13 protein-coding genes are annotated in these 12554 nt (G+C 65.4%); 8 read left to right on the forward strand and 5 right to left on the reverse strand.

Annotation, left to right across the window (positions count from 1 at the left end):
* Positions 1–4: 4 nt before the first annotated feature.
* On the reverse strand, positions 5–1189 hold the full coding sequence (locus BLQ71_RS02270) for an ABC transporter substrate-binding protein (protein ID WP_043138944.1): 1185 nt from the start codon (positions 1187–1189) through the stop codon (positions 5–7).
* 179 nt (positions 1190–1368) lie between these two features.
* Here BLQ71_RS02270 and BLQ71_RS02275 point away from each other — a divergent pair, with 179 nt between their 5' ends.
* Both BLQ71_RS02275 and BLQ71_RS02280 read left to right on the forward strand, forming a co-directional pair.
* The gene (locus tag BLQ71_RS02275; RefSeq protein ID WP_074620560.1) at positions 1369–2481 is read left to right on the forward strand and encodes a PQQ-dependent sugar dehydrogenase; all 1113 of its coding nucleotides are present in this window, start codon (positions 1369–1371) and stop codon (positions 2479–2481) included.
* Positions 2482–2593: 112 nt separating this feature from the next.
* On the forward strand, positions 2594–3469 hold the full coding sequence (locus tag BLQ71_RS02280) for a bifunctional helix-turn-helix transcriptional regulator/GNAT family N-acetyltransferase (RefSeq protein WP_043139154.1): 876 nt from the start codon (positions 2594–2596) through the stop codon (positions 3467–3469).
* Positions 3470–3475: 6 nt separating this feature from the next.
* Here the strand turns inward: BLQ71_RS02280 and BLQ71_RS02285 are convergent, their stop codons facing one another.
* Positions 3476–3970: a GNAT family N-acetyltransferase gene (locus tag BLQ71_RS02285; protein WP_074620561.1), complete on the reverse strand. Its 495-nt coding sequence runs from the start codon at positions 3968–3970 to the stop codon at positions 3476–3478.
* Complete coding sequence (locus tag BLQ71_RS02290; RefSeq protein ID WP_043138938.1) at positions 3967–4977, reverse strand: GlxA family transcriptional regulator; 1011 nt, start codon at positions 4975–4977, stop codon at positions 3967–3969. The genes BLQ71_RS02285 and BLQ71_RS02290 overlap by 4 nt, the downstream gene beginning before the upstream one ends.
* Positions 4978–5154: 177 nt before the next feature.
* On the opposite strand from BLQ71_RS02290, the gene BLQ71_RS02295 reads away from it, so the two are divergent.
* Positions 5155–6525: a class II 3-deoxy-7-phosphoheptulonate synthase gene (locus BLQ71_RS02295; RefSeq protein WP_069208327.1), complete on the forward strand. Its 1371-nt coding sequence runs from the start codon at positions 5155–5157 to the stop codon at positions 6523–6525.
* A 106-nt stretch (positions 6526–6631) separates the two neighbouring features.
* On the opposite strand, the gene BLQ71_RS02300 is transcribed toward BLQ71_RS02295, so the two are convergent.
* Positions 6632–7336 (reverse strand): PAS domain-containing protein, encoded by a 705-nt coding sequence (locus BLQ71_RS02300; RefSeq protein WP_074620562.1) that lies wholly within the window; start codon positions 7334–7336, stop codon positions 6632–6634.
* A gap of 201 nt (positions 7337–7537) precedes the next feature.
* Here BLQ71_RS02300 and BLQ71_RS02305 point away from each other — a divergent pair, with 201 nt between their 5' ends.
* The 3 genes from BLQ71_RS02305 to BLQ71_RS02315 are packed head-to-tail and all read left to right on the forward strand — an operon-like array spanning position 7538 to position 9605.
* Positions 7538–8428, forward strand: coding sequence for a YicC/YloC family endoribonuclease (locus BLQ71_RS02305; protein WP_083342122.1), 891 nt, complete (start codon positions 7538–7540; stop codon positions 8426–8428).
* An 8-nt stretch (positions 8429–8436) separates the two neighbouring features.
* On the forward strand, positions 8437–9087 hold the full coding sequence (gmk, locus tag BLQ71_RS02310; RefSeq protein ID WP_373286049.1) for a guanylate kinase: 651 nt from the start codon (positions 8437–8439) through the stop codon (positions 9085–9087).
* Positions 9084–9605 (forward strand): gamma carbonic anhydrase family protein, encoded by a 522-nt coding sequence (locus tag BLQ71_RS02315; RefSeq protein ID WP_043138930.1) that lies wholly within the window; start codon positions 9084–9086, stop codon positions 9603–9605. Before gmk ends, BLQ71_RS02315 begins: the two co-directional genes overlap by 4 nt.
* 7 nt (positions 9606–9612) lie before the next feature.
* Here the strand turns inward: BLQ71_RS02315 and BLQ71_RS02320 are convergent, their stop codons facing one another.
* Positions 9613–10104 carry a hypothetical protein gene (locus BLQ71_RS02320; RefSeq protein ID WP_069208325.1) on the reverse strand — a complete coding sequence of 164 codons (492 nt, stop codon included), beginning with the start codon at positions 10102–10104 and terminating at the stop codon, positions 9613–9615.
* A gap of 217 nt (positions 10105–10321) precedes the next feature.
* Between BLQ71_RS02320 and BLQ71_RS02325 the strand changes: the two genes are divergently transcribed.
* The gene (locus BLQ71_RS02325) at positions 10322–11500 is read left to right on the forward strand and encodes a trans-sulfuration enzyme family protein (RefSeq protein WP_074620563.1); all 1179 of its coding nucleotides are present in this window, start codon (positions 10322–10324) and stop codon (positions 11498–11500) included.
* Positions 11500–12540: an ATP-binding protein gene (locus BLQ71_RS02330; RefSeq protein WP_043138923.1), complete on the forward strand. Its 1041-nt coding sequence runs from the start codon at positions 11500–11502 to the stop codon at positions 12538–12540. Before BLQ71_RS02325 ends, BLQ71_RS02330 begins: the two co-directional genes overlap by 1 nt.
* Positions 12541–12554: the final 14 nt, after the last annotated feature.

Below are 12554 nucleotides of genomic sequence, written 5' to 3' on the forward strand. Positions count from 1 at the left end.
TCGGTTACTTGAACTCGACGGTTTCCGCCGCGCCATCGGTGATGGTGTAGTGGCGGTAGGTGCCGGCGGCTTCTCCCGGGCCGATCAGTTCCACGCCCGAGGCGCCGACGTAGTCGATGTCGCCGCCGTTTGCGAGGATTTCCAGCGCCTTGGCCAGTTCACCCGGCAGGATCGGCTCGCCGGGGGCGTTGGCCACGTCCATCAGGTTGGCTGCGATGGCGTCGGGGGTGGCAGCGCCGCCCTTCATCATCGCCAGCGCCATCAGCGCCGCGCCGTCATAGGACTCGCGGGTGAACGAGCTGGTGGGATCGACACCAGCGGCGGCGGTGATCGTCTCGAAGGCTTCTGCGCCTGCGCCGGTCGCCCAGGGCACGGTGCCGTAGGAGCCTTCAAGCGCGTCGGAGAGTTCCGAGAACAGGTTGGAGCCGAACATGCCGTCCGCCATCACGTAGGTGTCGAATGCACCGGTGTCGTAGGAGGCCTGGATGATGCCCTTGCCACCCTGGTCGGTGTAGCCGAAGACCATGAGGGCCTGGCCACCGGCCGAGGCCAGCGCGCCGATCTCGGCCGAGTAGTCGGCCTTGCCGTCGTCATGCGGTGCCGACAGGGTCACGGTGCCGTCGAAAGCCGAGGCGAACGCGTCTGCCAGGCCCTTGCCGTAGTCGTTGTTGGTGTAGGTCACCGCGACTTCGGTGATGCCCTTCTCGGCAAGGATTTCCGCGATGACGGCGCCCTGGCGCGCATCCGACGGGGCGGTGCGGAAGAACAGGCCGTTGTCTTCGGCGGTCGACAGCGCCGGCGAGGTCGCCGAGGGCGAAACCATCGGGATGCCGTTCGGCAGGGCCACGTTCGACAGGATCGCGCCGGTCACGCCGGAACAGTCGGCACCCATGATGCCAACGACGCCTTCGGAAACCAGGCGTTCCGCCGCAGCGGTGGCCGCGGCTGCGTCGATGCAGGTCGAGTCCGCACGGGCCGGGGCCAGCGTGACGCCGTCCAGGAACTTGCCCGACTCGTTGATTTCGGAAATCGCCAGTTCGGCGGCATCGGCCATTGCCGGTGTGATGGATTCAATCGGACCAGTGAAACCGAGGATGATACCGATCTTGGCTTCGCTCGCGTGGCTTTCGGCGTAAGCAGCCGAAGCGGTCAGAGCGGCAGCCGTCGTGGCCATCAGCAATTTCTTCATTTGATAACTCCCATGTTGGATCTTGATGTCCTGGCGGAAGCCTAAGCATCGTTTTCCGAAAAGAAAAGGCCCCACGCGCGGAACTCGGGGCGGCGGACGCCAAGTCAGTATGGCAACGCGCTGTCACGGAACCAATTCGTTGTCCGGGTGTTCCCGCCTTGGGGAATAGGAGTAGCGCGATGAGACGGAATTCACTGGTGGCAATCCTGGCAGGTAGCGTGATCGGGCTGGGGGGTGCCCTGCAGGCATCGCCGATCCAGACAGAGGCGGGGCCAATGGACATCCTGCCAGTGGTCGAGGGTCTGGACATCCCCTGGGCCTTCGACTTCCTGCCGGACGGGGGAATCCTCGTGACCGAGCGCGCCGGACGGCTCTTGCTGATCCGCGATGGCGGCTCGGAGGTGGTCGAGGGCACGCCGGACGTGGTGGACAGCGGGCAGGGTGGGCTGCTGGACGTCATGGTGCCGCGTGATTTCGAAACCAGCCGAGAGCTATTCTTTACCTACGCCCGTCAGCAGGGCCGGGGCGCCGGAACCGCCGTGTTCAAGGCGCGCCTGTCCGAGGATGGCACCCGGCTGGAGGATGGCGAAACCATATTCGAGATCGCCGAGGGCACGCGCGGCGGACGGCATTTCGGCTCGCGCCTTGTCGAAGCCGAAGACGGGTATCTCTTTGTCACCGTGGGCGACCGGGGCGATGGACCCAAGGCGCAGGATCTCTCGATGCACAATGGCTCTGTCCTGCGCATCACCCGCGACGGCGCCCCCGCGCCGGGCAATCCCTTTGTCGACGCCGACGGCGCGCAGCCCGAGATCTGGTCCTATGGCCACCGCAACCCGCAGGGCGCCGCGCTGGACGGAACGGGACAGCTCTGGGCCGTGGAACATGGGGCCCGTGGCGGCGACGAGGTGAACCGCATTGCGGCAGGCACGAACTACGGCTGGCCGGTGATCTCTTACGGTGTCAATTACAACGGTAGCACGATCGGCGAGGGCACGCAGAAAGAAGGGATGGCGCAGCCTGTCTACTACTGGGACCCCTCGATCGCGCCTTCTGGCATGACATTCTATGATGGCAGTGTGTCTGATTGGGCCGGCAATGCATTTATCGGGTCGTTGAAATTCAACTACATCTCGCGCCTGTCCGGTGATCCGCTGGCCGAGGTCGAACGGATCGAAAGCGACGAGACCCTGCGGGTCCGTGACCTCGACCAGGGGCCGGACGGCGCATTGTGGTTCCTCAGCGTCGGCAACGGCGCGCTTTACCGGATCGTGCCCTCGCCCGGCGGTTGAGGTCGTTCGGGACAGGGGGTGACGGTCCCGAACAGGCTTTGGGGCCGTTTTCCTGTGGACGTCCGGGATGGTGTCTGACAAAAGTCAGTAAAATAACTCCTCCGAGGCCGGAATGACCATCGACGCCATCGCCCGAACCCGCCGTTTCCATCGCGCCGTCACCTCCGAGGTCGGAGCACTGGATTCCTCTTTCCTGGGCCGTGGACGCCCGCTTGGCCCTGCGCGTGTCCTGCATGCGATCGGCAACGGGGTGTCGGACGTGGCCGAGATCCGGGCGCATCTCAAGTTGGACTCCGGTCTGATGAGCCGCCTCCTGCGGGGGCTTGAGGACGAAGGGCTGGTCACGGTCACGGCATCGGAGAACGATGCGCGCCGCCGAAGCGCCGCCCTGACCCCCGCCGGCGAGGTGGAGTTCGCAGAATACGAGGCGCTCTCGGATCAACAGGCGGGCGCAATCCTGTCCCGCCATCCGCATCCCGAGGCGCTGTTGCAGGCGATGGATCTTGTCGCCACCGCGCTGGGGTTCGACCGCACCGCGATCCAGCGCGTGCCCCCGTCGGACCCGCGCGCGCAGCAATGTCTTGCGACCTACTACGGAGAGTTGGCGCATCGGTTTTCCGGCGGGTTCGACGTAAATCTTTCCGCTGACCCGGAGGCGCGGGACATGGAACCGCCGCGAGGCGCCTTTCTGCTGGCGGTACTGGACGGCATGGCCATCGGCTGCGCCGGGCTGAAGGGCACGGACAAGGGCTATGCCGAGGTCAAACGGGTCTGGGTTGCCCCATCGGCCCGGCGCATGGGGCTGGCGGGTCTCCTGATGCGTGCGATCGAGGATGAGGCGCGCGGGTTGGGAATCGGGACCCTGCGGCTGGACACCAACAGCGCCCTGCCGGAGGCCGTCCGTTTTTACCGCAAGTCCGGCTGGACCGAGATTCCGCGCTTCAATGACGACCCATATCCGGATGTTTTCTTTGAAAAACACCTCTAGGTGAGGTCAGGGCAGGGCGCGTTCGTAGTAGGCGCTGTCGCACCATTCCCAGCCGCCGTAGAGAAAGTTCTTCTCTTCGGTGCGCAGGTGCGTAAATCCCAGTTTCTCCAGCAGCCGGCCAGAGGCCAGGTTGCGCGGGTCGATCTCGGCGGTCAGCTTTGGCAGGTGTGGCCGGTGCCGGGCCAGTTCCGGTAGGATCGCCGACAGCGCCTCAAAGGCCAGCCCTTTGCCCCAGTGATCGGGATGCAGGATATAGCCGAAGTCCGGCGCCCGCCACATTCCCGCCTTGCCGATGCAGCGGCCCTGATGCTCGATCACCAGGTCAAAGCTGTCGGGACGGTCCTCCATGAGACCCTGCAGGTAGCCAAGCGACTGCGTGATGTCGTCATGTGCGGGGTGTGACCAGTAGCGCATGGCCCCCGGGTGCGACAGTACCGCGTGCAGCGGTTCCAGGTCCGTGGGCCGCGCCCGCCGCAACAGCAGGCGCGCGGTCCGGATCACACCGACAGGCGCGAGGATTGGGCCCCGCGTTCCCGGTAGGGCGTGGTCTTGTAATGCGCGCGGTAGCATTTCGAGAAATGCGAGGGCGAGGCAAAGCCACAGGCCAGCGCCACGTTGATCACGCTCATTTCCGTCTGCATCAGCAGGTTGCGCGCCTTTTGCAGACGCAACTCCATGTAATAGCGCTTGGGCGAGCGGTTGAGGTAACGCCGGAACAGACGCTCGAGCTGGCGGGTGGACATGCCCACCTCCTTGGCCAGCACCGCCGGGCTGATCGGTTCCTCGATGTTGCTTTCCATCATCTGGATGACCTGGCTCAGCTTGGGGTGGCGCACGCCGATGCGGGTTGGCACGCTCAGGCGCTGGGTGTCCTGGTCGGTGCGGATCGAGGAATAGATCTGCTGGTCGGCCACTGCCGTGGCGAGTTCCTCGCCGTGGTCATTGGCGATGATCTGCAGGAAAAGGTCGATGGACGAGGTGCCGCCCGCCGTGGTCAGCCGGTTGCCGTCGATGGTAAAGACCGACTTCGTCAGGTCCACCTCGTCGAATTCTTCCGAGAAACTGTCCTGGTTTTCCCAGTGGATCGTCGCCCGCTTGCCATCCAGCAGCCCGGCCTTGGCCAGGCTGTAGGCCGCGGTGCAGAGCCCGCCGATCACCAGCCCCTTGCGCGCCTCGCGGCGCAGCCAGCTGACCAGGCGTTTCGAAGTCGCCTTCTGCACGTCGGACCCGCCGCAGATCACGATGGTGTCCTCGCGGTGCAACTCGTCCAGGTCGCCGTCGAGCTGAAAGACCGTGTCGGTGGAACATCTGGCCGTTACGCCGCCTTCGCCGACGATCCGCCATTCATACAGCTTCTTCTGGGACATGCGGTTGGCCAGTCGCAGGCAATCCAGTGCCGCCGCAAAGGACAGCAGCGTGAAATTGTCGAGAAGGACAAAGACGAAGCGGCGGGGCTTGGCCGGAACGGAGTCGAGTTCGATGACCTGGCGCTGAGGCGGGGGAAACATGAGATGTCACCTTCCTGATCGTGCTGCGGTTGCCGGACCGCAGATGTGTCGAAGCACATGGGCAGATGTGGCCAGCAGCGTCAAGACATGTCGCGAAAAACACGGCTGGTCACGCGAACTGGCGCAGAGTATACAGCCTTTCCGTTAGCGCTCGAAACGATCAACCGGAGAGAACAGATGACCGAGTGGCAGAAATCGAACTGGCGTGCCAAGCCGCGGGTTCAGATGCCCGAGTATACGGACGCCGAGGCCCTGCATGCCGTCGAGGCGCAGCTGGCCAAGTATCCGCCGCTGGTCTTTGCCGGTGAGGCGCGCACGCTCAAGAACCACCTGGCCGCCGCCGGACGCGGTGAGGCCTTCCTGCTGCAGGGCGGCGATTGCGCCGAGAGCTTTGACCAGTTCTCTGCCGATGCGATCCGCGACACCTTCAAGGTGATGCTGCAGATGGCGATGGTGCTGACGTACGGCGCCAAGGTGCCGGTGGTGAAGGTGGGCCGCATGGCGGGCCAGTTCGCCAAGCCGCGCTCTGCGCCCACCGAGGTGAAGGATGGCGTCGAGCTGCCCAGCTACCGTGGCGACATCATCAACGAGCTGGCCTTCACCCCCGAGTCGCGCATTCCGGACCCGTCGAAGATGCTGCGCGCCTACACCCAGGCAGCCGCCACGCTGAACCTGCTGCGGGCCTTTTCGACCGGGGGCTATGCCGACGTACACCAGGTGCACCAGTGGACGCTGGGCTTTACCGAGGGTGAGAAGGCGTCGAAGTACCGCGAGATGGCCGGCCGGATTTCCGACACGCTGGACTTCATCAAGGCGGCTGGCGTGACCGGCGCCCAGGCGCACAGCCTGTCGACGGTGGAGTTCTACACCTCGCACGAGGCGCTGTTGCTGGAATACGAAGAGGCGCTGTGCCGCCGGGATTCGACCTCTGGCAACTGGCTGGCGGGGTCGGGTCACATGATCTGGATCGGCGACCGTACGCGGCAGCCGGACGGCGCGCATGTGGAATTCGCGCGGGGTGTGCTGAACCCCGTGGGGCTCAAGTGCGGGCCGACGACCACGGCCGAGGACCTCAAGGTGCTGATGCAGCGTCTGAACCCGAAGAACGAGGAAGGCAAGCTGACCCTGATCGCGCGGTTCGGCGCCGGTAAGGTGGGCGAGAACCTGCCGCGTCTCATCAAGGCCGTTCAGGAAGAAGGCGCCAACGTGACCTGGGTCTGCGACCCGATGCACGGCAATGTCATCAAGTCGGCCACCGGCTACAAGACGCGTCCCTTCGACTCGATCCTGCGCGAAGTGCGCGAGTTCTTCTCGATCCACGAGGCCGAGGGCACGACCCCGGGCGGCGTGCATTTCGAGATGACCGGCCTCGACGTGACGGAATGCACCGGCGGCGTGCGCGAAGTGACCGAAGAGGATCTGTCCGATCGCTACCACACCGCCTGCGATCCGCGCCTCAACGCGTCGCAGTCGCTTGAACTGGCCTTCCTCGTGGCCGAGGAACTGGTGGCGCGCCGCGAGAAGGCAAAGGAAGCTGCCAGCGCGTGAGGCGGCTGACAGCCCCGAAATGAGGAACGCCCCCGCAGGAGACTGCGGGGGCGTTTCCTTTGGAGCGGTTCGCTTTTTGGCGCCCGACGGGTTTTGAGGGAAGGTCTCAGTCGTTGCTGACGATCAGCTTGAGGTGGCCGCGTTCCGTGATCGGCGCGCGCAGGCTGTCGGCAGGCGCACTGGTGCGGGGGGCAAAGCGTGCCGGGTCCTCGCGCAACGCCGGGGCCATGTCCTCGGGGCGATCCGCCGGGACGATGTCCTGTCCCGTCAGGGCTGGTGTCACCTCGACATTGCGCATTACGAAGCGACGCGGCGTGCGGCCGATCCGTCCGTGGCTGACCAGGGCGCCCAGCGCACGGGTCTGGTCGCCGAAATCCGAGCGCAGCGGCAGGAGGACCATGTTGGCCTCCATGTCCGGCTTGCCGAAACCGCCCTCGGCGGTCAGGTCTATGCGGACGATGCAGGGGCCGGCGAATAGCTCTGCCACCGCCTGGCCAAACCGCTCGCGGTCGGCGGGTGCGATCAGGCTGGACAGGGGCATCCCGGCGATCTGCATGCCCATCAGGTCGTTGAGATGCGAGCCCGCTACGCGGATCTTAGCCATCGTCGGCGCGATGCGTTCCATGAGAAAGGCGTTTTCCAGCGCGTCTTCCATGCCGCGCGGATCGATCTGGCTGCGTAGCGGCACGGCATCCCGGGCGCATAGGCCATGCCAATACGCCTCGACCTGCCGCAGCGGCGCCAGCCGCCGCATCTTTTCCCGATCCGTCATCGAAACGACGTCCTCGCCGCTACCGCCTTTGCCCAACATGCCAATGCTCCTGTCGTCCGGTGCAGCATGGCGGGGCCCCCTGCCACCAAGCCTGCTTAATCAAGGTTACGAAAACATTACTATCAGAGGTTCGCTTCAAATTCGTCCCAATTCTGAACCGAAGGTTAACGAACGGGCAGGGTGCTTGCGCCCGGACGCGTCTGCCGATACCCCCTTTGTCAACACGAGGGGAGAGGCGAGATGCGGCAATCCATGACGGGGTTCGCCAGCCAGAACGGCCAGGGTCTTGGCCGCAGCTGGACCTGGGAATTGCGCGGGGTCAACGGCAAGGGGCTGGACCTGCGCCTGCGCATGCCGGATGGGATCGACGGGCTGGAAGCGGGTGTTCGGTCGCGCTGTGCCGAGCGCCTGAAGCGCGGGAACGTGCAGATCTCGCTGAAGCTGGCGGCGGAAGAGACAGCGGGCGGTCTGCGGATCGACGAGGCGCAGCTGGCCGCCGTTCTGGCCGCGATGCAACGGATCGAAAGCGACGCGATGGACAAGGGCCTGTCGCTGGCGCCCTCGACCGCGGCCGAGATCGTGGCCCTGCGCGGTGTTCTGACCGCCGAGGTACCGGAGGCCGATCCCAAGGCGCTGTGCACCGCGCTTCTGGCGGATTTCGACATGGCCCTGAACAGCTTTGTCGCCATGCGCCGGTCCGAAGGCACCGCACTCGCCCGTATCCTGACCCAGCAACTGGACGAGATCACCGGCCTCGTGGACGAGGCCGAGGCCGCCGTGGCCGAGCGACAACCGCATCAGGCCGAGCGCCTGCGCGACCAGTTGCGCCGAGTGACCGAGAATGCCGACGGTGTCGACGAGGCGCGACTGGCGCAGGAACTGGCGCTGATCGCGGTGAAATCCGACATCACCGAGGAAATCGACCGGCTGCGCGCCCATATCGCCGCCGCGCACGAGCTGCTGGAGGTCAAGGGCGCGGTGGGCCGCAAGTTCGATTTCCTGATGCAGGAGTTCAACCGCGAGGCCAACACGCTCTGTTCGAAATCCGGCGACACGCGCCTGACTCGCGCGGGCCTGGCGCTGAAAACCGTGATCGACCAGATGCGCGAGCAGGTCCAGAACGTGGAGTGAGCCTGACCATGACGCCCGACATGACCCGCCGCGGGTTGCTCATCATCCTGTCCTCACCCTCGGGCGCGGGCAAATCCACCCTGTCGCGGCGCCTGCTGGACTGGGACCCGTCCTTGCGCTTTTCGGTCTCGGCCACGACTCGCAAGCCGCGCCCGGGCGAGGTGGACGGCGAGCATTACCACTTCATGACCGAGGAAAGCTTCAAGCGGTCGGTTGCCGAGCAGGGGATGCTGGAACACGCGCATGTGTTCGGCAATTTCTACGGCAGTCCGCGCGCGCCGGTCGAAGAGGCCATCGGACAGGGCTGTGACGTGCTCTTCGACATCGACTGGCAGGGCGCGCAGCAGATCCGCAACTCCGCGCTTGGGCAGCATACGCTGTCAGTCTTCATCCTGCCGCCGTCGATCGAGGAACTGCACCGCCGGCTGGTCAGCCGGGGACAGGATGCGCCCGAGGTGATCGCCAAGCGGATGCAGAAAAGCTGGGACGAGATCAGCCATTGGGATGGCTATGATTTCGTTCTGGTCAACGATGACCTGGACGCCACCTTTGAGCGGCTGAAGACCATCGTCACCGCAACCCGCCTGCGGCGATCGCAACAGCCCGCGCTGGTCGAACACGTCCGGCACCTGCAAACCGAATTCGAGGAACTGTCATGACCCTGTATGCACTGGACGGGATCGCCCCGGAACTGGCCGCGGATGCCTGGGTGGCGCCGGATGCCAACCTGATCGGCAAGGTGGTGATGGAGGCGAAATCCTCGGTCTGGTTCGGCTGCACCCTGCGCGGCGACAACGAGGAAATCCGTGTCGGCGAAGGCTCGAACCTGCAGGAGAACACGGTCTGCCACACCGACATGGGATATCCGCTGGTTATCGGCAAGGGCTGTACCATCGGCCACAAAGTCATGCTGCACGGTTGTACCATCGGGGACAACACGCTGATCGGCATGGGGGCGACGATCCTCAACGGGGCCAGGATCGGCAAGAACTGCCTGATCGGTGCCGGCGCGCTGGTGACCGAGGGCAAGGAAATCCCGGACGGCAGCCTGGTCATGGGGATGCCGGGCAAGGTCGTGCGCCAGCTGGACGAGGCAGCCATAGAAGGCCTGAAGAAATCCGCCCTTGGCTACCAGGCCAACGCGGCCCGTTTCGCCGCAGGCATGAAACCGGTCTGAGCCGGTTTCAGCGCGAAAGCGGCTTGAGCCGTTCGGCGTGGATCGTGGGCAGCGTTGTATCGCGCTGTTCAGAATAAAGCCCGTTCGACCGCCAGTTGCCGTCCGCCTCCTGCCGCATCATCATAAAGGCGCGATAAGCGGGCATGGCAAAGGCCGACCCGCGCAGGATATAGGTTTCATGCAGGCCGATGATGCGGGTGCGTGCTTCATCGGTGAACCGGGCCGCCCGGCCCAGCCTGTGATATTCCGTGGCGCCGATCTGGGCAAAAGTCTCGCGCGCGGCCTTTGCGGTGACGATCCATTCATCCAGCGTGGCAAAGACGCGTTCCGTGTCCGGGGCGCCAATCCGGTTTGGCACAGCGATACAATCGGCCAGCTGGTCCCAGTCGCGCGCCCAGAACAGGTTGGTGATGCGGTCCAGTCCGGCCTGGTAGATCGCTTCGGCCTGCGGGTCCGTGGTCGAGACGAGTTCGGCTGCGTCTGGCTTGGGTGTCCACATGACCTGATCCCTGGTTACTAACTCCCCCGCACCTGGAGGCCAACGGTTCTGATACAGCCTTCGACGTACCCGTCAATTCTGCTTTGGGATAGGGGGAACGAATTTTGGAATATGTCCTGGCGGACGGGCCGCGGAGGGCGATGGCGTTCCGGGGCTATCGACGGCGCCGGGGCGATGGGCTAAGCATCGCCGGCGCAGACAGAAGGAACCATCAGACATGAAGAAAACCCTGCAACGTCCAGCCGGTTGGCCCGCATCGCTGTCCACGCCTGTGGTTTCTCCGATTGCGCCATCGGTGGTCTATGCCTCGACCTCGCCGGACGAACTGGATTCGCAGTACGAGGGCCGAGAGACCGGCTATACCTACGCCCGTGAAGGGCATCCTAACGCCGATGTCCTGGCGCAGCGTATCGACGCGCTGGAAGGCGCCACCGGCGGGCTGGTGGTGGGGTCCGGCATGGCGGCGGTGAGCGCGGTCCTGTTGGGGCTGTGCAAGACCGGCGATCACGTCATCGGCGCCGACCAGCTGTACGGTCGGTCGCTGCGCATGATGGCCGAGGATCTGCCACGCCTGGGGATCGCGACCTCTTTGGTGGATGCCACGGACGCGACCGCAGTGGCCGAGGCGATCCGCCCTGAAACCCGACTGGTGCTGATCGAGGTGGTCTCGAACCCAACCATCCGCATTGCCGATCTGGACGCCGTGGCAGAGGTCTGCGCAGAGCGTGGCGTGCTGCTGGTGGTGGACAACACCTTTACCACGCCGCTGGGCATCCGGCCCTTCGAACACGGGGCCGACATCGTTCTCCACTCGGTGACCAAGCTGCTGGCTGGCCATTCCGACGCCACCCTTGGTTGGGTCGCTGCCAAGGATCCGGCGCTGGCCGAGCGGATGCGCATCTTTGCCGTCACCACGGGCATGACACCCAGTCCCTTTGATTGCTGGCTGGCCGAACGGGGCCTTGCGACCTTTGCGCTGCGCTACGCGCGCGCGCAGGACACGTCGCAACGGCTGGCGGACTACCTTTCGGGCGCCGAGGGGGTGAAGCGCGTGCTGTATCCCACACGGCCCGATCACCCCGAGGCGGCGCGCGCGCAATCGCTGCTGAAGGGGCAGGGCGGCCACATGGTCAGCTTTGAAATCGAGGGCGGGCGCGCGGCGGCCAATGCCTTTGCCGAGGCCGCGAGCGGCATCGCCTTTGCGCCCACCCTGGGTGACGTGGGCACCACGCTGTCGCATCCCGCCTCGTCCTCGCACCGGGCCCTGACGCCCGAAGCGCGGGCAAGGATGGGTGTGTCCGAGGGGTTCTTCCGCGTCTCGGTAGGCCTTGAAGACCCCGAGGCGCTGATCGCCTGTTTCGCCGACGGGCTTGCCGCCGCAAGAGGCACCGCCTGATGTCCGACTTCGTCGCCGGTTTCGTCGACGCGGTGCCGATGCCCGCCCTGGTGATCCGCAGCGACGAGAGGATCGAGGCGGCAAACGAACCGGCCCGCGCCCTGTTGGGGGCGGGTATCGGGGGGCGGCATTTCCTGACCGCGCTGCGGCAGCCGCAATTGCTGGACGCGATCGAGAACTGCCTGCGCGACCGGGCGCCGCGCGCGACCGAGTACCTTGGCAACGACGGTCGTCAGGACACCACCTTTCGCGTGTCCGTCCGGCCAGTGGATCTGCCCACAGGTGGCAGTGTCCTGGTCTCGTTCGAGGACGTGACCCATGCGCATCAGCTGGTGCAGATGCGGCGCGACTTCGTCGCCAATGTCAGCCATGAACTGCGCACGCCGCTGACCGCCCTGATCGGTTTCATAGAAACCCTGAGGGGGCCCGCCCGGAACGACCCTGCCGGGCAACAGAGGTTTCTGGGCATCATGGAGGCCGAGGCCCACAGGATGAACCGCCTTGTCGGCGATCTTCTGTCTCTGAGCCGGGTCGAGGCCGAAGAGCGCGTGCGCCCGACCTCGCGGCTGGACCTTGCAGAACTGGTGTTGTCGACGATCCAGGGCCTGACACCGATGGCGGCGGACAACAGCGTGACCCTGGCCCATGATCTGCCAGAAGGGCGCCGCGTGATGGTGCCCGGTGACGAGGACCAGTTGCGCCAGGTCCTGACCAACCTGATCGAGAACGGCATCAAGTACAGCGGTGAGGGCACCACGGTCACGGTGCGCCTGACGGCCCCGGACTATGTCCCGCGCCTGCAAGGCCAGGGGGTGACGCTGGTCGTCGAGGACAGCGGCGCGGGGATCGACCCGATCCACCTGCCGCGCCTGACCGAACGGTTCTACCGGGTCGACAACCACCGCTCGCGCGAGATGGGCGGCACGGGTCTGGGCCTGGCGATCGTCAAGCATATAGTGAACCGCCATCGCGGACGTCTGCGGATCGAGAGCGAAAAGGGGATGGGCACCCGATTCACGATCATCCTGCCCGTGGGCTGACCCGGTCCGACAGA

The organism is Antarctobacter albus, assembly GCF_900101505.1.
Taxonomy (GTDB): Bacteria; Pseudomonadota; Alphaproteobacteria; order Rhodobacterales; family Rhodobacteraceae; genus Antarctobacter; species Antarctobacter albus.

Bases quoted from the DNA above. Each gene is read 5' to 3' on its own strand.
- BLQ71_RS02270 (WP_043138944.1), bottom strand. From the start codon at position 1,189: ATGAAGAAATTGCTGATGGCCACGACGGCTGCCGCTCTGACCGCTTCG.
- BLQ71_RS02275 (WP_074620560.1), top strand. From the start codon at position 1,369: ATGAGACGGAATTCACTGGTGGCAATCCTGGCAGGTAGCGTGATCGGG.
- BLQ71_RS02280 (WP_043139154.1), top strand. From the start codon at position 2,594: ATGACCATCGACGCCATCGCCCGAACCCGCCGTTTCCATCGCGCCGTC.
- BLQ71_RS02290 (WP_043138938.1), bottom strand. From the start codon at position 4,977: ATGTTTCCCCCGCCTCAGCGCCAGGTCATCGAACTCGACTCCGTTCCG.
- BLQ71_RS02295 (WP_069208327.1), top strand. From the start codon at position 5,155: ATGACCGAGTGGCAGAAATCGAACTGGCGTGCCAAGCCGCGGGTTCAG.
- BLQ71_RS02300 (WP_074620562.1), bottom strand. From the start codon at position 7,336: ATGTTGGGCAAAGGCGGTAGCGGCGAGGACGTCGTTTCGATGACGGAT.
- BLQ71_RS02305 (WP_083342122.1), top strand. From the start codon at position 7,538: ATGCGGCAATCCATGACGGGGTTCGCCAGCCAGAACGGCCAGGGTCTT.
- gmk (WP_373286049.1), top strand. From the start codon at position 8,437: ATGACGCCCGACATGACCCGCCGCGGGTTGCTCATCATCCTGTCCTCA.
- BLQ71_RS02315 (WP_043138930.1), top strand. From the start codon at position 9,084: ATGACCCTGTATGCACTGGACGGGATCGCCCCGGAACTGGCCGCGGAT.
- BLQ71_RS02320 (WP_069208325.1), bottom strand. From the start codon at position 10,104: ATGTGGACACCCAAGCCAGACGCAGCCGAACTCGTCTCGACCACGGAC.
- BLQ71_RS02325 (WP_074620563.1), top strand. From the start codon at position 10,322: ATGAAGAAAACCCTGCAACGTCCAGCCGGTTGGCCCGCATCGCTGTCC.
- BLQ71_RS02330 (WP_043138923.1), top strand. From the start codon at position 11,500: ATGTCCGACTTCGTCGCCGGTTTCGTCGACGCGGTGCCGATGCCCGCC.